This window comes from Bradyrhizobium sp. WSM1417 (assembly GCF_000515415.1).
Classification (GTDB): Bacteria; Pseudomonadota; Alphaproteobacteria; order Rhizobiales; family Xanthobacteraceae; genus Bradyrhizobium.
The window spans coordinates 7,451,187-7,471,092 of sequence record NZ_KI911783.1; the positions used below are offsets into that span (position 1 = coordinate 7,451,187).

The following is a 19,906-nucleotide window of genomic DNA, read 5'->3' on the forward strand; positions in this document are numbered from 1 at the left end:
GGGGCAGGGCGTCGGGTTTTTGTTAATCAACGATGGGCAGCCGACCTAGCCGGCCAGTTCGACCCTGCGCGTGATCCCGATCGCCTGCAAGAATGCCTCGTCATGACTGACGACGAGCAGCGCGCCGTCATAGGCCCTCAGACCTGCTTCCACTGCTTCGATGGATTCGATGTCGAGGTGATTGGTCGGCTCGTCGAGGATCAGCAGCGATGGCGGGCTCGCTCCACCCAGCACGCAGGCAAGGCCCGCGCGAAACATCTGCCCGCCGCTCAAATGTCCGACGATCTGCAAGGCCGCATCTGCACGGAACATGAACCGGGCCAGCGCGGCATGGCATTCATTTGCACCGGCCTTGCGATGGAAGCTCCTGAAATTGTCCAGGATGGAGACCGCGGGATCGAGCAGACTGACCTTTTGATCGAACAGCGCAAGATCCGGCCTGACCCGCACGGTGCCGGAGAGCGGACGCAGTTCGCCGGCGACGAGTTTCAGCAGTGTCGTCTTGCCGGAACCGTTGGGCCCGACGATTGCCACCCGCTCCGGACCGACGATCGCGAGCGATAGACCGCGCAAGACTTCCCTATCCGGCCGATAGCCGGCGCTGACGCGATCGAGCCAAACCACCTCCCTGCCCGCCGGCAGTTGGGTCGAGGGCAGCTTCACCGACAGCGGCTGAAGAATCTCGATGCGTCGGCGCGCCGTATCGACGGCCTCAAGCGCATCCGCACGCCGCCGCTCGGCGATCTGCGCGGTCTTGCCGCCGGTGTCTTCGCTACGGTCCTTGCGTGCGCCGGCCAGAATGCGCGGCATGTCGCCCTTGGCGCGCTTCTTCTTGCCCCCGCTGTCCTTGCGCGCTTTCCTCTCCGCGGCCTCCTGCGCCTTCCCATCGATCTCGGACAGGCGCCTCTGGGCATGCGCGAGGTCGTGCCTGACAGCCGCAAGCGCAACGGCTTTCTGCTCGCAATAACTGCTCCAATTGCCGCCGTATCGCGTAGCTCCGAGCGACGTCAGCTCGACGATCGCATCCATGGTTTCGAGCAGGCTCCGATCGTGGCTGACGACGATCGCCCCACCGCGCCAGGACGCAAGGAAATCAATCACGGCCTTGCGCCCCTTCCGATCGAGATTGTTGGTGGGCTCGTCGAGCAGCAGGAAGTCCGGCTCCGCGAAGATCAGCGCGGCGAGACGAACCCGCGTGACCTGCCCGCCCGACAGGCTGCCGAGCTCGATCTCCGGAGCGACCTCGAACCCGACACGCGCAAGGGCGGATGCAAGCCGTGTTTCGAGGATCCAATCGACCTCGGAAACCTCCTCGGCCGAGGCATCCCCGCGCTCGGCACGGCGAAGCAGATCGAGCGCGGCTCGCGCACCGAACAGGTCGATCACCTTCGCGCCCGCAAGGGGCTGGACGTCCTGGCGCAGCAGACCGACGGTACCTTTGACGGCAATGCGCCCCGACTGAGGAATGTGCTCTCGCGAAATCGACGCAAGCAGCGTCGTCTTCCCGACGCCGTTGCGACCGACGAGGCCGGTCCGCTCGGCGCCGAATGTCAGATCAATACTGGAAAAAAGAGAGCGGCCGTCAGGCGTGGACAGCGACAGGTTGGACAGGATGATTGAAGCAGGCATGGAATTCCCCGTGAGCAAGGCAGGTCGGCTTTGCGGTCGGGGTAAAATCCATGGCTCTCGAATATCCTGTTTGAGGCGCTCTCTAACTAATCCCATCAAAGGGCAAGATCAAGGCGAGGCTCGCAGGGACGACAGCGCGCCGAGCGCTAACGTGCCCCGCCGGCCGGCGCGATCAGCCCTTGAGCGCGGTGACCACGACCTCGATCAACGCGCTGCCGCCGAGATCGGCGACACCAACGGTGGCGCGGGTCGGCAGATTGTCGCCGAAGAATTCGGTCCAGACCGCGTCCATCTCCTTCTTCTTGGAAAGATCCGTGACGAAGATCGAGGTGCTCACGACGCGCGACTTGTCGGTACCCGCTTCCTTCAGATAGCCGGCGATCTTGCCGAGGATGTTGCGGGTCTGCTCGCCCATCGACACCGAGGTGTCGTCGGCGATGGTGCCGCCAATGAAGACGAAGCCGTTGGCTTCGACGGCGCGGTGCATGATGGGCGTGCGGATGCTGCGGGTAATGCTCATGATGTCCTCTTGTTGCTAGAGCGTGGAAGGATGGAAACGGTCGATGCCGAGATCGCCGATGCGTGTCTGGGTGCCGCCATTGACAATCAGCTCCGCCATGACGGCACCCGCCCCGGGGCCGAGCTGGAAACCGTGCAGCGAGAAGCCGAACTGGTGATAGAGGCCCTTGTGCCGGCTGCTCGGTCCAAACACGGGCAGATCGTCCTTGGTCTTGGCCTCGATGCCGGCCCAGGCCCGCATGATCGTCGCGTCGCGCATGACCGGGAACAGCTCGAACACGGTGCGGGCGCTGGTCGCGAGGCTCTTCCAGTCCAGCACCGTCTCGTTTCGATCCTGATACGGCGTTGCCAGATGGCCGCCGCCGATCAGCACCGTGCCGTTCTTGAATTGCTTGAAGGACAGTTTGCGCCCCCGCAGGATCACGACCGGATCGATGAAATGCGGCACGCGCGAGGTGATCATCAGCATCGGCGCCACGGTCTCGACCGGAACGGGCTCACCGAGCGCGGCTGCAATGGTCCCGGCCCAGGCGCCGGCGGCGTTGACGAGCACCGGCGCGGCAAAGCTCTCGGCGCCGACATCGACACGCCAGAGGCCGTCGGTGTGCCGGATGTTCGTGGCCGCAATGCCCTCGCGCACGGTCGCACCGAGCTGCCCGGCCTTGCGCCGGAATGCCGTCGTCGCCTGCGCCGGATTGGCCGCGCCGTCGCGGCGCGAGACCACGCCGCCGGGACAGGTCTCGGCGACCGCGGGCACGAGGCGCCGCAGCTCGGCCGCATCGATCAGCTCCTCGTGCGTAAAGCCGACCGCGTTGAGCTCGGCCACACGTGCGCGGCAGACCGCGAGTTCCTCCTCGTTCTCGGCGACGAGGACCTGGCCATAGCTCTCAAAGCTGCAATCGTCGTCGAGGAGATCGGTGATCTTCTCCCAAATTCCCATCGAGCGGATCGAAAGCGGGATTTCGGGGATGTGCCGCGCCAGCTGGCGCACGCCGCCTGCATTGACGCCGGAGGCGTGCCGGCCCGCATAGTCCTTCTCGATCAGCACCGGTTTCAGGCCGGCGAGACACAGATGCAGCGCAGTCGAGCACCCGTGGATGCCGCCGCCGACGACGATCGCATCCACGTTTTTCGTCATCCGCGCACCACCGCCTTGATGTCGTCTTCGCTCTTCGGAACCGCGGCAAGCTCGGCGAGCGTGATCGGCTTGACCGGCGCGCGCAGCCGGTAATAGCCGATCTCCTGCGGGCTCTTGCCCCGCGCCTGCGCCATCAGCTCGGTGACGGTGAGGCCGCAGAGGCGGCCCTGGCACGGGCCCATGCCGGTGCGGCGATAGGCCTTGAGCTGGTTCGGCCCGGTCGCGCCGATCGCGACGGCGTCGAGAATATCCTTTGCGGTGACCTCCTCGCAGCGACAGACGATGGTGTCGCCCGCGGGAATGCGAAACTGCGGCGCCGGACGGAACAGCATGTCGAGGAAAACGCGGCCACGCTCGGCCTTGGCGAGATCGGCGCGGAGGCTCGCCATCGGCGCGAGTTTTGTGGCAGCCGCGGGCGCCAACGCCTCCACTGCCGCGCGCGCCGCGATGCGGCCGCGCACCACGGCTGCGTTCGCGCCGCCGATGCCGGCGCCGTCGCCGGCGATCGCAATACCGGCGACCGACGAATTGCCGCTGGCATCGAGCACCGGAGACCAGCACAACTGCAGATCATCCCAGCGATGCTCGATTCCGGCCGCCATCGCCAGATTGACGTTGGGCACGACGCCCTGGTGCAGCAGCAAGAGATCCGCAAGGACGATCTCGCGCTTGCCGCCGGCGACATAGCTCACGTTCGCGAGCTGGCCGTCGCCAGAGGCCGCAAGCTCGCTGACACCTGAGACGACCTGCACCTTTGCCTTCACCTCGCGCATCATCGACAGGCCCTTGGCGAAATAGGGCGAGGTCAGGAAGGCAAAGGCGTGGGGGAGAGCCGCGAAATAGTTTCCGCGCTGCGTAGTGTCGAGAATGCGATCGATGCGGCCGCCGAGACGCAAAATCTGGGCGGCGAGCAGCCAGAGCAGCGGCCCCTGCCCCGCGATCACCGTGCGGCCATCCGGCACCAGGGCCGACGATTTCAACATGGTCTGCGCGGCGCCCGCGGTCATCACGCCCGGCAGCGTCCAGCCGGGAATCGGGAACGGTCGCTCCAGCGCGCCGGTCGCGAGGATCACGCGCTTGGCCTTGACGAACGCGGACGCGCCGCCGACCGAGACGGCGATGTCGAGGTTGCGATCGAGGCTCCAGACGGTGGCTCGGTGGATGACCTCGGCGTCGCTCGCGCGCAGTGCCTGCACGAGATCGGCGCCCACCCAATAGTCGGCGCCGAGCTGATCGCGCTCGGTCACCGGTGTCGAGGTGATGGCGCGGAACACCTGGCCGCCGGGCCCGACATTCTCGTCGAGCAGCAACGTCGACAGGCCGGCTTCGGCAGACGTCGCAGCGGCGGCGAGGCCGGCAGGCCCGGCCCCGATCACCACGACGTCGTATTCTTCGCGCTTGGGAGCCACGGTCATTTCCCGATCTCCCGCTTGCCCTTCTGAATCTCGATCTGCATACCCTCGGCGACGGGCACGAGGCAGCCCTGGCGGTTACCGACGCCATCGATGGTGACGAGGCAGTCGAAACACACGCCCATCATGCAATAGGGCAGACGCGGCGCGCCGCTCACCGCGGTCAAACGGCGTGCATCGCAGCTCGAGGCCAGCAGCGCCGCGGAGACGGTATCGCCCTGCCGCGCCGCAACGGCAACGCCATCGACGAAGATCTGCACCGGCGGCCGCTTGTCCTGTTCGGATCGTTTGAACATCCTGGCTCCTTCAATATCCCTAGTAGCCGCTGTTGTTCGCAGCACCGGCGGCGCCAAAACGGCTGGCCGAGAACGCGCCGACCAGCTCCGGCTCGAGCGCGCCCTGCGCGACCATCCGCGCAATCTCGAAAGCGTGGTTGGAGGCGAGCGTCACGCCGGAATGGCAGCAGGCGACGAAGGCGCCGGGATGCGTTTCCGACTGGTCGTAGATCGGAAAGCCGTCCTGCGGCATGACGCGGATGCCGGCCCAGCTCCTGACCACGTTGAGCCGCGCGAGATGCGGAAACATGCGCTGGGCGCGATCGGTCATCACGGCGCTGATCGAGTGCTTCAGCGCGCGATCGTCGAGCTCGTCTTCCTTGCTGTCGCCGATCATCACCGTGCCCTCGTCGGTCTGGCGGATCGTGGTCAGCGGATGTGGCAGAAACGGCATGGTGCGTTCGGTCACCACGATCTGGCCACGGGTCGGGCCCATCGGAACGGTGAGACCGACCATCGGCGCCAGGGTCTGGTTGGCATTGCCGGCGGCGAGCACGATCTTGGCGGCACGGAGCTCGCCCTGCGGCGTCGTCAGGCGGAATTCGCCGCCGCTCTTAGTGATCGCCGAGACCGGACGCTCCGGAAGATAATCGATGCCGAATGCCCTAAAGCCGGTGTGGAACGCACGAAACGTGCGCAGCGAATTGACGTGACCGTCGAGCGGACAATAACTGCCGCCCGAGACCTCGGGCCCGATCAGCGGCAGCGCCTTCTTCACCTCGGACGCCGGCAGCATCTCCATCTTGTAGTCGGCGGCGCCTGTCTGGTTGTGCATGCGCTTGACCAGCTCGCTGCGCTGGCCGAACTCGTCTTCGCCGAGCGTGAGATGAAAGCCGCCATTCTGCTGAAGAGAGACGTCGAGATCAGTCTGTTGCTTCAACTCCGCGGCGAGCCTGCTCCACGCTTGTGACGCCTGCACGGTCCAGACGGTATAGGCCGGCATGCCGAGGCCCTTGCTCTGCACCCAGACCAGCGCAAAGTTGGCACGCGAGGCACGCTTGGTGATGTCGCCTTCGTCGAGCACGGCGACGCGCTTGCCGAGTCGGCCGAGGCCCCAGGCGATGGCGGAGCCGAGCAATCCGCCGCCGACGACGGCGACGTCGTAATCTGTTCGCATGGATTCTCCTATCGCCCTGTATCGCCCTTGCCGGCGAGCACACGGTCGAGCCCGTAGAAGCGGTCGAGCAGAATGAGGGCGGTCATGGTGATCGCGATCACGCAGGCCGAAACCGACGTCACCAGCGGATCGATATTATCCTGGATGTACAGAAACATGCGCACCGGCAGTGTCTCGGTGCCGGGTGCCGCGAGGAAGACGGTCATGGTGAGATCGTCGAAGGACTGGATGAAGGCGAGCGCCCAGCCGCTGATGACCCCGGGCAGGATCAGCGGCAGCGTCACGCGGCGGAACAACGTCCAGCCGCCGGCGCCGAGCGAGATCGCCGCCATCTCGACCGAGAGGTCCATGCCGGTCGCCGCCGCCAGCGTCAGCCGCAACGCGAACGGAAACACGATGATGACATGCGCAATGATCAGCGCGGCGAAGCTGCCGCCGAGGCCGGCCGACGTGAAGAAGCGCAGGAACGCGATACCGAGCACGACATGCGGGATCATCAGCGGCGACAGGAACAGCGCCGCCAGTGCGTCTCGACCGCGGAACCGATAGCGCGCGATCGCGAGCGCCGCGGGCACGGCGAACAGCAGCGCCACGAAGGAGGACAGTGCGCCGAGGCCAAGGCTGACCCAGAAAGCGTGGACGAATTCGGGATAGTTGGCGATCGCCCTGAACCAACGCAGCGAAAAGCCGTTTGTCGGCAGCGACAAGAAGCCTTCAGGCGTGAACGCGACGAGGCAGACGACGAGGATCGGCGCCACCATGACGATGACGAAGATGGTGTGGAAGATCAGCGCCAGCGGCCCGTTCCGGCTCATCGGAACACCTCCGCGTAACGGCGCTCGATCAGTGTGTTGCTGCCGACGACGATCAAGACCAGCGCGGCCAGCAGCAGCGTGGCGACCGCCGCACCCAGCGGCCAGTTCAGCGTATTGAGGAACTCGTCATAGGCGAGCGTCGCCGCGACCTTGAGTCGGCGGCCGCCAATGATGGCGGGCGTCGCAAACGCACTGGCCGAGAGCGAGAACACGATGATCGCCCCTGACAGCACACCCGGCATGATCTGCGGCATGATGATGCGGCGGATGATGGTCACGGGGCCGGCGCCGAGCGACATCGCGGCATTCTCGATCTGCGGATCGAGCCGCTGCAGCGCCGCCCACACCGACAGCACCATGAACGGCATCATCACGTGCGCAAGCGCGACCACCATCCCGGTTTCGGTGAACATGAAGGGGATGGGCGCGCGGATCAACCCGGCCGACATCAACAGCTTGTTGACCAGCCCGTTGTTGCCGCCGAACAGCAACGCCCAGCCGAGCGTCCGCGCCACCACGGAAATCAACAGCGGCCCCAGGATAACCAGCAGGAAAACGCTCTTCCAGCGTCCGCCCATGCGGTTGAGGATGTAGGCTTCGGGCGCACCGAGCACGGCCGTGAGCAGCGTGGTCAGGATCGCGATGCGAAACGTCCGCCCGAACATCTCGGCGTAATAGGGATCGGTTACGATCTCGTGCCAGTTCTTGAGGATGAAGACCGGCTCGATGCCCTTGTACTGGCCCCAATCGTGGAACGACAGCATCACGGTCATTGCCAGCGGAATCAGGAGCACGCCGACGAACAGCATCAAAGCGGGCGCGGTCAGCGCGCAGGGCGTGCGTGCGTTTCGTTCCTCGGCGGAAGCGCTCATGCGACGCCTCTCACGCCCATGTCTTCCGGCCGCCAGGTGAGGTGAACTGCCTCGCCTTCGACCGGCTGCGATCGGCCGTCATTCTGGCGGATCACGGTCGCCGGGCCGCATTCGCTGTCGCACTGGAACAGCCAGTGATTGCCCTGGAAAATGCGGGTGACGATCTTTGCGCTGAGGCCTGCGTCGCCAAAGTCGATCCGCTCGGGGCGAATGCTGATGGTGACAGGACCGCTGCGCCCGGCAGGCGCAGGCGCGCTCCACGAGCCGGCGATCAATCGCGCAGGCGCATTGGTCCGATCGATCGTCGCGGCAAAGTCGTTGGTCTTGCCCAAAAACTGCGAAACGAAGGCCGAGGCCGGCTTCTCATAGGTCTCCTGCGGCGTGCCGATCTGCTCGATTCGGCCCTGGCTCATCACCACGATACGGTCGGACAGCGACATCGCCTCATTCTGGTCGTGGGTGACGAGGATCGTGGTGGTGCCGATGGTGCGCTGGATCTGGCGCAGTTCGATTTGCATCTCCTCGCGCAGCTTGGCGTCGAGATTGGACAGCGGCTCGTCAAGCAGCAGTACGCTCGGCTTGATCACCAGCGCGCGCGCCAGCGCCACGCGCTGCTGCTGGCCGCCGGACATGCGGCGCGGATGGCGATCCTCGTAGCCGGCAAGCCCGACCATCGCGAGCGCGGCGCGGACGCGCTCGGCCCGTTCGCCCCGCGGCACATTGCGCATCTCGAGGCCGAAAGCGACATTCTCGGCCGCGGTCATGTGCGGAAACAGCGCGTAGCTCTGGAACACGATCCCGAGCCCGCGTTTGGCCGGATGGGTCGCGGTCAGATCCTTGCCTTCCAGCCGGATCGCGCCGCGGCTGGGATCGAGGAAGCCCGCGATCATTTGCAGGGTCGTGGTCTTGCCGCAGCCGGACGGGCCGAGAAAGGAGATGAACTCCCCCTTCCCCACCGCGAGACTGAAGTCGTCGACGACAGTCTGCGCTCCGAATTGCTTGGCGACCCCTTCGAGCTCGAGATAGGCCATCATACTGTCTCCGGTATGACCGATCAGCGTTCGACCTCGCGATTCCAGCGCTTGGTCCATTCCTCGCGCTTCTCGTTGATGACAGTCCAGTCCGGATTATAGAGCTTTGCCGCGCGCTCGCCGATCGGCGCCATCTTGCCGAGCTCGGGCGGGATCACCAGCGATTTCAGCACCGGGCCGTAGCCGTAGTCCTTCAGCATCACGAGCTGGATCTTGGGTTCGAGCAGCATCTTGACGAAGCTGGACGCAAGCGGCGAGGCGTTCGGCTTGGTGATCGGACAGGCGGTGGTCAGCAGCGTCGCGGCGCCTTCCTTCGGGTAGACGAAGTCGACGGGGAAACCGGTATTGGCAAAGCTCTGCACGCGGCCCGTGCCCCACACTGCGATCACGGCTTGGCCGGACTGGAACAGTTCGGTCATCTTGCCCGGCGACGGCTCGTAGGCGAGCACGTTCGGATTGATCTGCTCCTTGAAGATCTTGAAGCCGGAATCGACATTGGTCTCGCCGCCGCCATTCATCTTCGACAGCATCACTAGCGCTTCGAGGCCATAGGTGTTGTTGATCGGCGGGATCACGAGCTGCTTGGCGTATTTCGTGTCCTTCAAATCGTTCCAGGAGGTCGGCGGCGCCCAGCCTTTTTCGGCAAACACCTTGGTGTTGTACATCAGACCGGTGGCGACGATGCCGATCGCGACCGCACGATCATCCTTGAAGCGCGCGGTGTCGTAGAGATCGGCCGGCAGTCCCTCGAGCTTGCCGCAGAAGCCGAGTTGGATCGCCTGGTACATCGGACCGTCGTCGACGATGGCGACATCGATCTGCTGGTTGCCCTTCTGCGCCTGGAGCTTTGCCAGCGTGTCGGTGGAGTTGCCGGCGACGTACTCGACCTTGACGCCGTTCTCCTTCTCGAAGGTCGGGATCACCTCGTCGCGGATGGTCTTCTCGAACGAGCCGCCATAGCCGGCGACATAGAGCGTCTTTTGCTGGGCGGTGGCGACCGACGGGGCGGCGATGAGGGCCGCGATGCTGACCGCTGTCAGAAGGCGAAGAGTCTTCATGTGGTCCAATCTCCATACCGGATGAGGTGACGTGCCGACGAGTCGCGTTGGCTGAACCTTCCGCATTTCCTTCCGCGCAAATCCCTCTCCGACAGGGCTCCGGCCCCTGCGCAGCAGATTTTGGCGCGATCCGGAGGTTCGAACCCCTCCAATCTGCCGAAAAAGCGGGCCGTCTCCAGCTCTGATGAAAAAGATCGCAAACTCCGGCTTCCATCGTCCAATGAATAATGGCAGCTTCTGCATGCCTAAATGTTATGAATGGAATTCGGGATGGCGCGGATCAATTCGCGGCAGGTGGAAGCCTTCCGGGCGACGATGCTGACCGGCAGCGTGACGGAGGCGGCGGCGCTGATGAAAGTGACGCAGCCGGCGGTCTCCCGGTTGCTGCGCGACCTCCAGGCGCTGCTGAAGATGGAGCTGTTCGAACGGCGCGGCACCGGCCTGGTGCCGACCGCTGCGGCCATGGCGCTCTACACCGAAGTCGAGCGCTCTTTCGTCGGCCTCGAACGCATCACCGCGGCAGCCGAGGAAATCCGGGGCCGCCGCACCGGCTCACTGCGGATCGCGGCACTTCCAGCATTGTCGAATGGCTATCTGCCGCGGCTCACCGGGCACTTCCTGAAGGAGCGGCCGAACCTCAACCTCGCTTTCTTCGGCGTGATCTCGCCGATCGTGGTCGATTGGGTGCTGAACAACCAATGCGACGTCGGCTTTGCCGAGGTGCCGATCGCGCATTCCGGCTTGCCCAGTCAGAAGCTGCCGGCGCCGGCGCGTGTGGCTGTACTGCCGACGGGTCATCGCCTCGCGGAAAAGGAAGTTTTGGAGCCGCACGACTTCGAGGGCGAGACCTTCATCTCGTTGTCGGCGGGCTCGTCGAGCCGCCATCTCGTCGACCAGGTCTTCCATCGCCACGACGTCCGCCGCGTGCTCAGGGTCGAGACCACGCTGTCGGAGATCATGTGCGGCATGGTGTCGTCAGGACTTGGCGTCGCGATCTGCGATCCCTTCACCGCCCAGGAATTTTCCACCCGCGGCGTCGTCGTGCGCCGCTTCCTGCCTCGCATCGACTTCGAATTCTCGGCGGTCTTTCCAGCGCAGCGCAGCCCCTCGCCGGTGGCGCTCGATCTGGTCGAGACCATGCGCAAGTCGCTCGCCGAATTCGACGAGCCAACCCTCAGCCGTTAAACGCTGCCTGCGCTTCCGGCAGGTCCCAGATCTTGCCGATCGCAGCGGTGCCGGCAGCTGTGATCGCCGCCTCGTCAGCGCCGAGATAACGGCCGGCATCGACCAGCATGCGGCCGTCGACCATGACCTGATCGATATTGGCGCGATTGGCGAGCGCGATCAGCGCGCGGCGGGGGTCAAACAGCGGCTGAAGATGCGGATGGGTGAGATCGACGATGGTGAGGTCGGCGGTCGCGCCCGGCTCGATCCGGCCGAGATCGGGCCGCTTGATGACATCGGCGGCGATTGCCGTGTTCGCCTCGATCAATTCGGGCGCGTTCGCGACGTCAGCCCGCGCCGAGGTGACCTTGGAGATCAGCGACGCCGCATTGAGCTCGCCGAGCAGGTCCATGTTGTAGCCGTCGGTGCCGACCACGGTGCGAACGCCATGCTCTGCAAACCGGCTGAACGCGGCGGTGACGCCGGCGCGCGCGAACACGCGCGGGCAGTTGAGAACCGTCATGCCGCGCGCGGCCATCAGCTTGAGATCGTCGTCGGTGCTGAACATGCAGTGCGCCGCCATCAGATCGGGCGTCAGCAGGCCGAGCCAGTCGAGATATTGCGCCGGCGTGCGGCCGCCATAGCGCTTGCCGATGGTTTCGACCTCGGCGCGGCTCTGCGCCATATGCGTCGTGATGGGCACCCCAAGCTCGCGCGCCCGCGCGGCGCATGCCTTGAGCAGATCGGGGCCGCAGGTGTCGGTAGCATGCGGACTCATCGCCAAGCTGATGCGACCGTCGCCACGATTATTCCAGCGCTGGTAGAGCGCATCCCAGGTCGCCATGTCGGCGGTGCCATCATCGCCCGCATAATGGACCACGCCGTCGGGGCCGGCCTTGGCGTCGGAGGTGGAGAAGAGGTAGGGCGCGCCGTAGAAACGGATGCCCATCTCCTCGGCGGCGTCGAACATCTCCGGGATGGAATTGCGGAACGGCTCCATCACCGTGGTGGCGCCTCCCTTCAGGAGTTGAAGAATGCCGAGCCGCGCGACCGCCATGCGCTCTTCCGCCGACAAGATATCTGCACCGCGCTTGGTCAGCGGCAAGAGCACCGTGTAGACGATGCTCTGGTTGTTCTTGCGGCCATTGCCGTCCTCGGTGTGGCTGCGCGCCACCGCTTCCGAGAAGCAGTGATTGTGCAGGTTCAACAGGCCCGGCAGCACGAACCGGCCGGGACGGTCATGCACCTCGTCCGCGCGCGGCTTGTCGCGCGTGACCGCGGCGATTGTCTTGCCTTCGACCAGAACCCAATGGTCGCGCAACACATCCTGCGCGCCGTCCTTGCGAGACAGCACATAGCTGCCGAAAATTGCTGAGGTGCTCATGCGGGGCGTACGTTCCAGAAGACGGCGGTGCCGTCGAGAATGCCGGTGATGGCTTTGCGATAGGCGGTCGGCTGCTTGTACAGGCCGATCGGAATATAGGGAATTTCCTGGAACGCCACCGCCTGGATCTCGCGGCAGATGCGCTGTTGCTCCGCGAGCCCGGAGGCCGCGAGCCACTGGCTGCGCAGGCCGGCCATCTTCTCGCTCGCATACCAGCCGGCGACCTTGCCCTCGCCACGGATGTTGGTGTTGCCGGCCGGATTGAGCCAGTCGATGCCCTGCCAGTTGCCGACCGCCGCGCTCCAGCCGCCCTGACCGATCGGATCTTTCTTGAGCTGGCGCTGCAACACCACGGCGAAATCGAGCCCCGCATATTCGACGTTCATGCCGGCTTTGCGCAAGGAGTCGACGGCGATCTCGCCAAGCGGCTTCTGCGCCAGTGAATTGGTGGGGACCAGCACCACGATCTTCTCGCCATTATAGCCCGCGGCCTTGAGGTCGGCCTTCACCTTGGCGTAGTCACGCGGGCCGCGGAACACATCGAGGCCGACTTCGCTCGCCATCGGCGTATTCGGCGCGAAATAGCCGATCGGAGAGACCTGAAAGTTCGGATCGGTCCCGGCTACCGCGGTCATGAAGGCGGATTGATCGATCGCCCCCAGGAGCGCGCGGCGAACGGCAGGATTGTCGAACGGCGGCTGGAGATGATTGAGACGCAGCATGCAGGCATAACCCCGGGGATCGAGGATGCGCGTCTCGATGTCGCCGGCCGCCTTGATGATCGGCAGCAGGTCGTGCGGCGTGGTCTCCTGCCAGTCCTGCTCGCCGGTCTGCAGCGCGGCGACGCCGGTACCGGCATCGGGCGTGGTGGTCCAGACCACCCGATCGTAATGCACGATCTTGGGACCCGCGGTCCAATCCGGCTTGCCGTCGCTACGCGGCTGGTAGCGCTCGAATTTGGCGTAGGCGTTGCGCGCACCCTGCACGCGCTCGTCGGCGAGATAGCGGAACGGGCCGCTGCCGATCACTTCGGTGAGCGGCTTGAACGGATCCTGGCCCGCCAGCCGCTCCGGCATGATGAAGCACGCGTTGATCGCGGCCTTGCCCAGCGCCTGCGGCAATAGGGGGAACGGACGCTTGAGGCGGAAGCGGATGGTGCGGTCGTCAGTGGCAGACAGCTCGTCCGTCGCCTCCATCAGCTCACCGCCAAAGCCGTCGCGCGCGGCCCAGCGGCGGATGCTCGCGACGCAGTCGCGGGCAAGCACGCGCTCGCCGTCGTGCCAGAACAGACCGTCGCGCAAGCTGAGGTCCCATTGCAGCCCGTCGCCGGAGACGACATGGCCCGACAGCATCTGCGGCGAGACTTGCAGGGAGGAGCTCATGCCATAGAGCGTGTCGTAAACCATGAAGCCATGGTTTCGCGACACCTGCGCCGTGGAATAGATGGGGTCGACGAAGGCGAGGTCGATGACGGGAATGAAGCGCAGCGTGGTCTGGGATTCGGCGCGCAGGATGCCCGGGAGTGACAGCGCCGGCACAGCGGCTGCGGCCTTGAGGAGCGAACGGCGAGAGACGGGCATTGCAAGAGGCTCCTGAAGGATCTTACGTGTTCAGCAAGACGGCACCGATCGCAGTCACCACCGCCTGCTGCGCCGGCTCGACCACGGGAACGCCGATGGCATCCGCGATGGCCGCGCGATGCGAGGCCATGCCGGCGCAGCCCATCACCACGACGTCGGCGCGGCATTGCGCGACTAGGGCGCGGCCGGCCTCGATCAACCGTCCCCGGATGTCCGCGCCCGCCGTCTCCGCCGCGCTCGCGCCGACCGACCAGCTTCCGGCATAACGGCTATCGACGCCCATCAGCCGCACCATGCGCTGCTGGCGGCGGATGCTCGACGGCGACAGCGCGATAACGCCAAAACGTTCGCCCAGCATCAATGCGCGAAAGATGCCGCATTCGGCGATGCCCAGCACCGGGCGCCCGCCGGCCGCCTCGCGCACCGCATGCAGGCCGGGATCGCTGAAGCAGGCGAGCACGAAGGCATCCGCATTGTCGCGCGTGACGCGGTTGACCAGCGGCATCACAACGCTGTCGGCATCGCGTTGCGAGCTGATGCCGGGCGGCCCCTCGGCAAGGCCGACGACCTCGATTGCGGGTCCGCCGGCGATGCGCAGCGGCGCGACGGCGTCATCGATCGCCGCCGTCACCGATGCGGAGGAGTTGGGATTGATGACGAGGATGCGGGTCATGGCGTGGCTCAGCTTTTTCCGGCCTCGTGGCGCAGGAAGTTGGCCGCGATCTTCTCACCAGTCGTGGTCCAGACGTCCGGGCACGACTTTGCGTAGGTCAGGAACTCACGCAGCAGGCGCAGCCGCATCGGACGGCCGCTGCATTGCGGATGCAGCACGGTCGTCACCATCGCGCCCCAGTCTCTGGTTTCGTCGAGCTCGTCCTTCCAGATCGAAAGCACATGCTCCTTGGGGAAAATCGAGCGCGGACTGAAGCGCGCGGACAGGCCATGCATCCAGTCGTCATAGCTTGCGGTCACCGGCAGCTCGATCGTGCCTGGCTTGCCGTCTGCGAGACGATGCCGATAGGGCCGAACGTCGTCTCGGAACGATGAAGTGTAGACGATGCCGTGGCGCACCAGCGCCACCCGCAGCTCCTCGGTGAATTCGCCGTAGGGCGCGCGGTAGCCGGTCGGCCTGACGCCAAGCCGGCGCTTGAGCGCCTCGAAGCCGCGCTCGAGCTCCTCCTCGATCCAGGGATCGCCGGGATCGGGAAGGAGATGGTGATAGCCGTGATGGCCGATCTCGTGACCGGCCTTGAGAATGGCCTCGGCCATCGCCGGATGCGCGTCGACCGACCAACCCGTGACGAAGAAGGTCGCCTTGAGATCGAGCTGGTCGAGCAGCTCCAGGAGTTTCGGCGTGCCGACGCGCGCCTCATAGCCGCCATAGCTCATGGTGATGAGCCGCTGCGCGTGCACCGCGTCCTTGCTGGTCCAGGCGCTCTCCGCGTCGACATCGAACGACAGGAACATTGCCGAGTTGTACGGCTTCGGCCAGGGGTATTCCGGCGCAGGATCCGCGGTGTTGGCTGGGGTGAGCGGAATGCTCTGGAGTGCCTTACTGTCCAGCATTGATGGTCGCCTTTTCGAGTGCGTTGTCGGTCAGTTTCCACTTGGCAAGCAGCGTACGATAGGTGCCGTCCGCGATCAGCGCATCGACCGCCTCCAGTATGGCTTGCTGCAGCGCCTTTTCCTTGACCGGCAGCGCGATGCCGGTGAATTGCTGCGCGATGGGCTCGCCCACAGTCGCATAGGTGCCGGGCTCGAGGTCCATGATGTAGGGCAGCGTCTCGTTGCCCTGGGCGGCGGCATCGATGCGGCCCTGCCTGAGCTGGGTGCGGGCGTCGGCCGAGCCGTCGGTCCCGACGAACTGGATCGGATTGGTGCCGCAATTCTTCTCGCTCCAGGCCGCGATCTGCGCCGGGAACATGGTGCGGCGGCTGGCGCCGACCTTCTTGCCACAGAGCGCGGCTGCGTCCTTGAACTCCGCCTTGCGCGACTGCTGCACGAAGAACTGCGGGCCGCTGCGCAAATAATCGACAAAGGACGCGATCTCGTGCCGGCTGGCATAGTCGGTGAAGCCGGACAGGATGGCGTCCACCCGCCCGGTCGAGATCGACGGCATGAACTCGGCGAAGCTGGTTTCCTGCCATTCGATCTTGACGCCGAGCTTGCGGCCGATGGCCTCGCCGAGATCGATATCGAAGCCGGACAACGCGTTGGTGGCGGGATCGCGGAACTCCATCGGCGGATAGTTCGGCACCAGCGCGACCTTGATGCTGCCGCGCTTGGCGATCTCCGCCGGCAGCTCGACCGCCATGACCGGAGCGCTCATGGCGCCCACGAGTGCCGCCGCAACCAGAAGTCTCTTCATCGATACGCCCCCATTCAGATCACTGCCGAAAGAAATGCCTTGGTGCGCTCCTCGCGCGGCGTGCCTAAGACGTCCGAGGCGCTGCCTTGTTCGATGATCGCGCCTTGGTCCATGTAGACGACACGGTCGGCGACCTCGCGCGCGAAGCCGAGCTCGTGTGTCACGACCATCATGGTCATGCCGCTCCGCGCCAGCTCCTTCATGACCGTCAAGACCTCGCCGACGAGCTCGGGATCGAGCGCGCTGGTCGGCTCGTCAAACAGCATCAGCATCGGCTTCATGGCAAGCGCGCGGGCAATCGCAACGCGCTGCTGCTGGCCGCCGGAGAGCTGGGCCGGATACGCGTCCGCTTTGGCCGACAATCCGACGCGCCGCAGCAGCTCGATCGCCTCAGCACGCACCTCGTCGGATTTTCGGCCCTGAACCTGGAGCGGACCTTCCATGATGTTTTCGAGCGCGGTCTTGTGCGGAAACAGGTTGAAGCGCTGGAACACCATGCCGGTCTTCAGCCGCTGCCGCCCGATTTCGCGCTCGCTGAGCCGATGCAGCCGGCCGCCCTGCTCGCGCACGCCCAGGAGCTCGCCGTCGAGCCAGATGCCGCCGCTGTCGATCGCGGCGAGCTGGTTGATGCAGCGGAGCAGCGTGGTCTTGCCGGAGCCGGAGGCGCCGATCAGGCACATCACCTCGCCGGGCTGGATGTCGAGCGAGACATTTTTGAGAGCCTGAAACTCTCCAAAACTCTTGCTGACGGAGCGGATCGCGACGAGGGGTTTTGTCATCGCGCGAGCCGCAATGTGCCGCGCGCAAAACGGCGTTCGAGCAGCATCTGGAGCGGCGTCAGGACCGAGACGACGAGCAGGTACCAGAGCCCGGCGACGATCAGGAGTTCGATCACGCGTGAATTGGCGTAGTAGATGTTTTCGGCGTTGTGCAGCAGTTCCGGATACTGGATGACGCTGGCGAGCGAGGTCGCCTTCACCATCCCGATGAACTCGTTGCCGAGCGGCGGGATCACCACCCGCATCGCCTGCGGCAGGACGATCCGGCGCAGCGCACGCAAGCGTCCCATGCCGATCGCCTGCGCCGCCTCATATTGCCCGATATCGACCGACAGCATGCCGGCGCGCATCACTTCCGACGTATAGGCGCCCTGGTTGATGCCGAGCCCGAGCAGCGCGGCGAGGAATGGCGTCATGACGTCGACGGCGCGCGCGCTCCACAGGCCGGGAATGCCGATGGTCGGAAACACCAGCGCGAGATTGAACCACAGCAGCAGTTGCAGGATCAGCGGCGTGCCGCGGAACAACCAGGTGTAGCCGGCGGCAACGGTCTTCAGCACCGGGTTGGGCGACAGCCGCATGACCGCGACGACCACGCCGAGCAAGATGCCGAGCGCCATCGCCAGCACCGCCATCACCATGGTGTTGACGATGCCTTCGAGAATGACTTTTGCGGTCAGGAAGCGGCTGACATAAGACCATTCGATCTGACCGTTCGCAAAAGCGCGCACGATCAATGCAAGCACAAGAACGATCAGCGCGGCGCTGAGCCAGCGAAACCAATGCGGCTCGCGCGCTACCCGCATCCCCGACAGGTCGGGAAAACCCTCCGCGAGTGCCGGTGCCGTCTTCATTGTGGCGCCGCGTTCAGCATGGGCTGGGCGACCGCATTGGCGCCGAGACCCCATTTGTCGAGGACAGCCTTGTAGGAACCGTCGGCGATCATCGCGGTGAGCTTCTCGGTCACCGCCTCACGAAGCGCTGCATCGTCCTTGCGGAACATGATGCCCTGATATCCTTTGGCAAAAGGCTCGCCGATCACGCGGTATTTGCCCGCTTCCTGCGTCTGCGCATAAGGCAGCGTCTCGCTGCCCTGTACGGCGGCGTCGATGCGGCCCTGCTTGAGCTGGTTGCGGACGTCGATCGAGTTCTCGCCCGGCACGTACTGGATCGCCTGCTTGCCGGCCGCCTCGCAATTCTGCTTGCTCCACTTCTCGATCTCGACCGGGAAGCTGGTGCTGCGGGTGGTCCCGACCTTCTTGCCGCAGAGATCGGTCGCAGCCTTGGCTTCGTTCTCCGCCATCACGAAGAACTGCGGGCCGGTCGCGAGATAATCGACGAAATCTGCGGTCTCGCGCCGCGAGGCGCGATCGGAGATGCCGGAGATGATGAAATCGGCGCGCTTGGTCTGAAGTGACGGGATCAATTCGGCGAACGGCGTCTCGCTCCAGACGATCTTGACGCCGAGGCGCTTGGCGAGCGCGTTCGCCAGATCGACGTCGAGCCCGACGAGCTCATTCGTCGCGGGATCGCGGTATTCCATCGGCGCGTAAGTCGAGTTGACCGTGAGCTTCAACGTGCTCGCCTGCTTGATCTCCGCCGGAAGCTCCGCCGCCTGCGCGGACGCCACGGCCGCCAACGTTGCGATGCCGAGGAAATACGAGAAGCGCGTCATATCGGCTCCTTTGCCAGTGTTGTCGGAACGTCCTATCAGTCCGCGTCGAGAACCGCGGGCTCGATCACGCCGGCGCGTTCAGTGATCACCCGGTATTGCTCCGGCCGCCGGTGCGCGGCGAAGTTGAACATCTTGTCCTTGCCCTGGCGACAGAGGTCGAGATCGATGTCGGCGACGATCACCTCGTCAGTCAGCGTTGCGGCCTGCGCGACGATGCGGCCATTGGGATCGACGATGCAGGAGCCGCCGATCAGCCCGGAGCCGTCCTCCTCGCCCGCCTTCGCCACCGAGATCGCCCAGGTCGCGTTCATGTAGGCGTTGGCCTGCGTCACCAGCGTAGAGTGGAAGGTGCGCAAGGAGGCATCTTCCGTGCTGCCGCCATTGGGATCATAGGCCGCCGAATTGTAGCCGATGCAGACGAGCTCGACGCCCTGCAGGCCAAGCACGCGCCAGGATTCCGGCCAGCGGCGATCGTTGCAGATCATCATGCCCATGATGGCGTGGGCCCAGGCCGAGCCGGCGCGGAAGGCCGGAAAGCCGAGATCGCCATAGTCGAAATAGCGTTTCTCGAGCTGCTGGTAGCGCGCACCTTGTCGCGGCTCGACCGAGCCGGGCAGGTGCACCTTGCGATAACGGCCGAGCAGCTCGCCGTCGCGATCGACCAGGACGGCGCAATTGTAGCGGCGTCCATCCGGCGTCAGCTCGGCATAGCCGACATAGAAGCCGACGCGCAGCGCACGCGCACGGTCGAACAAGGTGGCGACGTTCGGGTTCGGCATGCCGCGTTCGAAATAATGGTCGAGCGCCTCGCCTTCGAGCAGCCAACGCGGAAAGAATGTGGTGAAGGCGAGCTCGGGAAACACCACGAGGCTGGCGCCGCGGCCGGCCGCCTCCTCAAGCAGCGCAAGCATTCGCGACAGCGTATGCTCGCGTGTATCGGCTTTTTGCGTCGGCCCCATCTGTGCGGCGGCGGCGCGAAGGACACGAACCAAGATTGCCTCCAATCTGTGCGCAGTGGCGCCTCAATGGG

General features: G+C 65.2%; 20 protein-coding genes. 1 reads left to right on the forward strand and 19 read right to left on the reverse strand.

Features of this window, described 5'->3' with window-relative positions:
- Positions 1 to 45 precede the first annotated feature (45 nt).
- The 10 genes from BRA1417_RS0136455 to BRA1417_RS0136500 all read right to left on the reverse strand — a co-directional run bounded on the left by BRA1417_RS0136455 (position 46) and on the right by BRA1417_RS0136500 (position 9,926).
- Complete coding sequence (locus BRA1417_RS0136455; RefSeq protein ID WP_027520043.1) at positions 46 to 1,629, reverse strand: ABC-F family ATP-binding cassette domain-containing protein; 1,584 nt, start codon at positions 1,627 to 1,629, stop codon at positions 46 to 48.
- Positions 1,630 to 1,801: 172 nt separating this feature from the next.
- Positions 1,802 to 2,149 (reverse strand): RidA family protein, encoded by a 348-nt coding sequence (locus BRA1417_RS0136460; RefSeq protein WP_007596366.1) that lies wholly within the window; start codon positions 2,147 to 2,149, stop codon positions 1,802 to 1,804.
- A 15-nt stretch (positions 2,150 to 2,164) separates the two neighbouring features.
- Complete coding sequence (locus BRA1417_RS0136465; RefSeq protein WP_027520044.1) at positions 2,165 to 3,286, reverse strand: FAD-binding oxidoreductase; 1,122 nt, start codon at positions 3,284 to 3,286, stop codon at positions 2,165 to 2,167.
- On the reverse strand, positions 3,283 to 4,701 hold the full coding sequence (locus BRA1417_RS0136470; protein ID WP_027520045.1) for an NAD(P)/FAD-dependent oxidoreductase: 1,419 nt from the start codon (positions 4,699 to 4,701) through the stop codon (positions 3,283 to 3,285). The genes BRA1417_RS0136465 and BRA1417_RS0136470 overlap by 4 nt, the downstream gene beginning before the upstream one ends.
- Positions 4,698 to 4,994, reverse strand: a complete 297-nt coding sequence (locus BRA1417_RS0136475; protein ID WP_027520046.1) for a (2Fe-2S)-binding protein — start codon at positions 4,992 to 4,994, stop codon at positions 4,698 to 4,700. Before BRA1417_RS0136475 ends, BRA1417_RS0136470 begins: the two co-directional genes overlap by 4 nt.
- Before the next feature lie 19 nt (positions 4,995 to 5,013).
- Complete coding sequence (locus tag BRA1417_RS0136480; protein ID WP_027520047.1) at positions 5,014 to 6,150, reverse strand: FAD-binding oxidoreductase; 1,137 nt, start codon at positions 6,148 to 6,150, stop codon at positions 5,014 to 5,016.
- A gap of 8 nt (positions 6,151 to 6,158) precedes the next feature.
- The gene (locus tag BRA1417_RS0136485) at positions 6,159 to 6,965 is read right to left on the reverse strand and encodes an ABC transporter permease (protein WP_027520048.1); all 807 of its coding nucleotides are present in this window, start codon (positions 6,963 to 6,965) and stop codon (positions 6,159 to 6,161) included.
- Positions 6,962 to 7,837: an ABC transporter permease gene (locus BRA1417_RS0136490; RefSeq protein WP_027520049.1), complete on the reverse strand. Its 876-nt coding sequence runs from the start codon at positions 7,835 to 7,837 to the stop codon at positions 6,962 to 6,964. Before BRA1417_RS0136490 ends, BRA1417_RS0136485 begins: the two co-directional genes overlap by 4 nt.
- Positions 7,834 to 8,868: an ABC transporter ATP-binding protein gene (locus BRA1417_RS0136495; RefSeq protein ID WP_027520050.1), complete on the reverse strand. Its 1,035-nt coding sequence runs from the start codon at positions 8,866 to 8,868 to the stop codon at positions 7,834 to 7,836. The genes BRA1417_RS0136490 and BRA1417_RS0136495 overlap by 4 nt, the downstream gene beginning before the upstream one ends.
- Before the next feature lie 23 nt (positions 8,869 to 8,891).
- Positions 8,892 to 9,926 carry an ABC transporter substrate-binding protein gene (locus BRA1417_RS0136500; protein ID WP_027520051.1) on the reverse strand — a complete coding sequence of 345 codons (1,035 nt, stop codon included), beginning with the start codon at positions 9,924 to 9,926 and terminating at the stop codon, positions 8,892 to 8,894.
- A 270-nt stretch (positions 9,927 to 10,196) separates the two neighbouring features.
- Here BRA1417_RS0136500 and BRA1417_RS0136505 point away from each other — a divergent pair, with 270 nt between their 5' ends.
- Complete coding sequence (locus BRA1417_RS0136505; protein WP_027520052.1) at positions 10,197 to 11,111, forward strand: LysR substrate-binding domain-containing protein; 915 nt, start codon at positions 10,197 to 10,199, stop codon at positions 11,109 to 11,111.
- Here the strand turns inward: BRA1417_RS0136505 and BRA1417_RS0136510 are convergent.
- Genes BRA1417_RS0136510 through BRA1417_RS0136550 form a run of 9 tightly spaced genes read right to left on the reverse strand, consistent with a single transcriptional unit; the run spans position 11,101 to position 19,868 of the window.
- Positions 11,101 to 12,474 carry an amidohydrolase family protein gene (locus tag BRA1417_RS0136510; RefSeq protein WP_027520053.1) on the reverse strand — a complete coding sequence of 458 codons (1,374 nt, stop codon included), beginning with the start codon at positions 12,472 to 12,474 and terminating at the stop codon, positions 11,101 to 11,103. The two genes, BRA1417_RS0136505 and BRA1417_RS0136510, sit on opposite strands and share 11 nt — an antisense overlap.
- A complete protein-coding gene (locus BRA1417_RS0136515; RefSeq protein ID WP_027520054.1) occupies positions 12,471 to 14,054 on the reverse strand; it encodes an ABC transporter substrate-binding protein in 1,584 nt (527 codons plus the stop codon). Before BRA1417_RS0136515 ends, BRA1417_RS0136510 begins: the two co-directional genes overlap by 4 nt.
- A gap of 22 nt (positions 14,055 to 14,076) precedes the next feature.
- Positions 14,077 to 14,727 carry an aspartate/glutamate racemase family protein gene (locus BRA1417_RS0136520; protein WP_027520055.1) on the reverse strand — a complete coding sequence of 217 codons (651 nt, stop codon included), beginning with the start codon at positions 14,725 to 14,727 and terminating at the stop codon, positions 14,077 to 14,079.
- Between the two features lie 8 nt (positions 14,728 to 14,735).
- Positions 14,736 to 15,620 carry a polysaccharide deacetylase gene (locus tag BRA1417_RS0136525; protein ID WP_027520056.1) on the reverse strand — a complete coding sequence of 295 codons (885 nt, stop codon included), beginning with the start codon at positions 15,618 to 15,620 and terminating at the stop codon, positions 14,736 to 14,738.
- Complete coding sequence (locus tag BRA1417_RS0136530; RefSeq protein WP_027520057.1) at positions 15,607 to 16,422, reverse strand: ABC transporter substrate-binding protein; 816 nt, start codon at positions 16,420 to 16,422, stop codon at positions 15,607 to 15,609. Before BRA1417_RS0136530 ends, BRA1417_RS0136525 begins: the two co-directional genes overlap by 14 nt.
- A gap of 14 nt (positions 16,423 to 16,436) precedes the next feature.
- Positions 16,437 to 17,201, reverse strand: a complete 765-nt coding sequence (locus tag BRA1417_RS0136535; RefSeq protein WP_027520058.1) for an amino acid ABC transporter ATP-binding protein — start codon at positions 17,199 to 17,201, stop codon at positions 16,437 to 16,439.
- Complete coding sequence (locus BRA1417_RS0136540) at positions 17,198 to 18,055, reverse strand: amino acid ABC transporter permease (RefSeq protein WP_027520059.1); 858 nt, start codon at positions 18,053 to 18,055, stop codon at positions 17,198 to 17,200. The genes BRA1417_RS0136535 and BRA1417_RS0136540 overlap by 4 nt, the downstream gene beginning before the upstream one ends.
- Positions 18,052 to 18,876 carry an ABC transporter substrate-binding protein gene (locus BRA1417_RS0136545; protein WP_027520060.1) on the reverse strand — a complete coding sequence of 275 codons (825 nt, stop codon included), beginning with the start codon at positions 18,874 to 18,876 and terminating at the stop codon, positions 18,052 to 18,054. Before BRA1417_RS0136545 ends, BRA1417_RS0136540 begins: the two co-directional genes overlap by 4 nt.
- A 35-nt stretch (positions 18,877 to 18,911) precedes the next feature.
- Positions 18,912 to 19,868 (reverse strand): N-carbamoyl-D-amino-acid hydrolase, encoded by a 957-nt coding sequence (locus BRA1417_RS0136550; RefSeq protein ID WP_084462536.1) that lies wholly within the window; start codon positions 19,866 to 19,868, stop codon positions 18,912 to 18,914.
- Positions 19,869 to 19,906 lie beyond the last annotated feature (38 nt).

Coding starts and splice junctions, on each gene's coding strand:
- BRA1417_RS0136475 (WP_027520046.1), bottom strand. CDS start 4,994: ATGTTCAAACGATCCGAACAGGACAAGCGGCCGCCGGTGCAGATCTTC.
- BRA1417_RS0136470 (WP_027520045.1), bottom strand. CDS start 4,701: ATGACCGTGGCTCCCAAGCGCGAAGAATACGACGTCGTGGTGATCGGG.
- BRA1417_RS0136490 (WP_027520049.1), bottom strand. CDS start 7,837: ATGAGCGCTTCCGCCGAGGAACGAAACGCACGCACGCCCTGCGCGCTG.
- BRA1417_RS0136465 (WP_027520044.1), bottom strand. CDS start 3,286: ATGACGAAAAACGTGGATGCGATCGTCGTCGGCGGCGGCATCCACGGG.
- BRA1417_RS0136530 (WP_027520057.1), bottom strand. CDS start 16,422: ATGAAGAGACTTCTGGTTGCGGCGGCACTCGTGGGCGCCATGAGCGCT.
- BRA1417_RS0136525 (WP_027520056.1), bottom strand. CDS start 15,620: ATGCTGGACAGTAAGGCACTCCAGAGCATTCCGCTCACCCCAGCCAAC.
- BRA1417_RS0136515 (WP_027520054.1), bottom strand. CDS start 14,054: ATGCCCGTCTCTCGCCGTTCGCTCCTCAAGGCCGCAGCCGCTGTGCCG.
- BRA1417_RS0136500 (WP_027520051.1), bottom strand. CDS start 9,926: ATGAAGACTCTTCGCCTTCTGACAGCGGTCAGCATCGCGGCCCTCATC.
- BRA1417_RS0136545 (WP_027520060.1), bottom strand. CDS start 18,876: ATGACGCGCTTCTCGTATTTCCTCGGCATCGCAACGTTGGCGGCCGTG.
- BRA1417_RS0136460 (WP_007596366.1), bottom strand. CDS start 2,149: ATGAGCATTACCCGCAGCATCCGCACGCCCATCATGCACCGCGCCGTC.
- BRA1417_RS0136520 (WP_027520055.1), bottom strand. CDS start 14,727: ATGACCCGCATCCTCGTCATCAATCCCAACTCCTCCGCATCGGTGACG.
- BRA1417_RS0136505 (WP_027520052.1), top strand. CDS start 10,197: ATGGCGCGGATCAATTCGCGGCAGGTGGAAGCCTTCCGGGCGACGATG.
- BRA1417_RS0136485 (WP_027520048.1), bottom strand. CDS start 6,965: ATGAGCCGGAACGGGCCGCTGGCGCTGATCTTCCACACCATCTTCGTC.
- BRA1417_RS0136535 (WP_027520058.1), bottom strand. CDS start 17,201: ATGACAAAACCCCTCGTCGCGATCCGCTCCGTCAGCAAGAGTTTTGGA.
- BRA1417_RS0136540 (WP_027520059.1), bottom strand. CDS start 18,055: ATGAAGACGGCACCGGCACTCGCGGAGGGTTTTCCCGACCTGTCGGGG.
- BRA1417_RS0136495 (WP_027520050.1), bottom strand. CDS start 8,868: ATGGCCTATCTCGAGCTCGAAGGGGTCGCCAAGCAATTCGGAGCGCAG.
- BRA1417_RS0136480 (WP_027520047.1), bottom strand. CDS start 6,150: ATGCGAACAGATTACGACGTCGCCGTCGTCGGCGGCGGATTGCTCGGC.
- BRA1417_RS0136510 (WP_027520053.1), bottom strand. CDS start 12,474: ATGAGCACCTCAGCAATTTTCGGCAGCTATGTGCTGTCTCGCAAGGAC.
- BRA1417_RS0136455 (WP_027520043.1), bottom strand. CDS start 1,629: ATGCCTGCTTCAATCATCCTGTCCAACCTGTCGCTGTCCACGCCTGAC.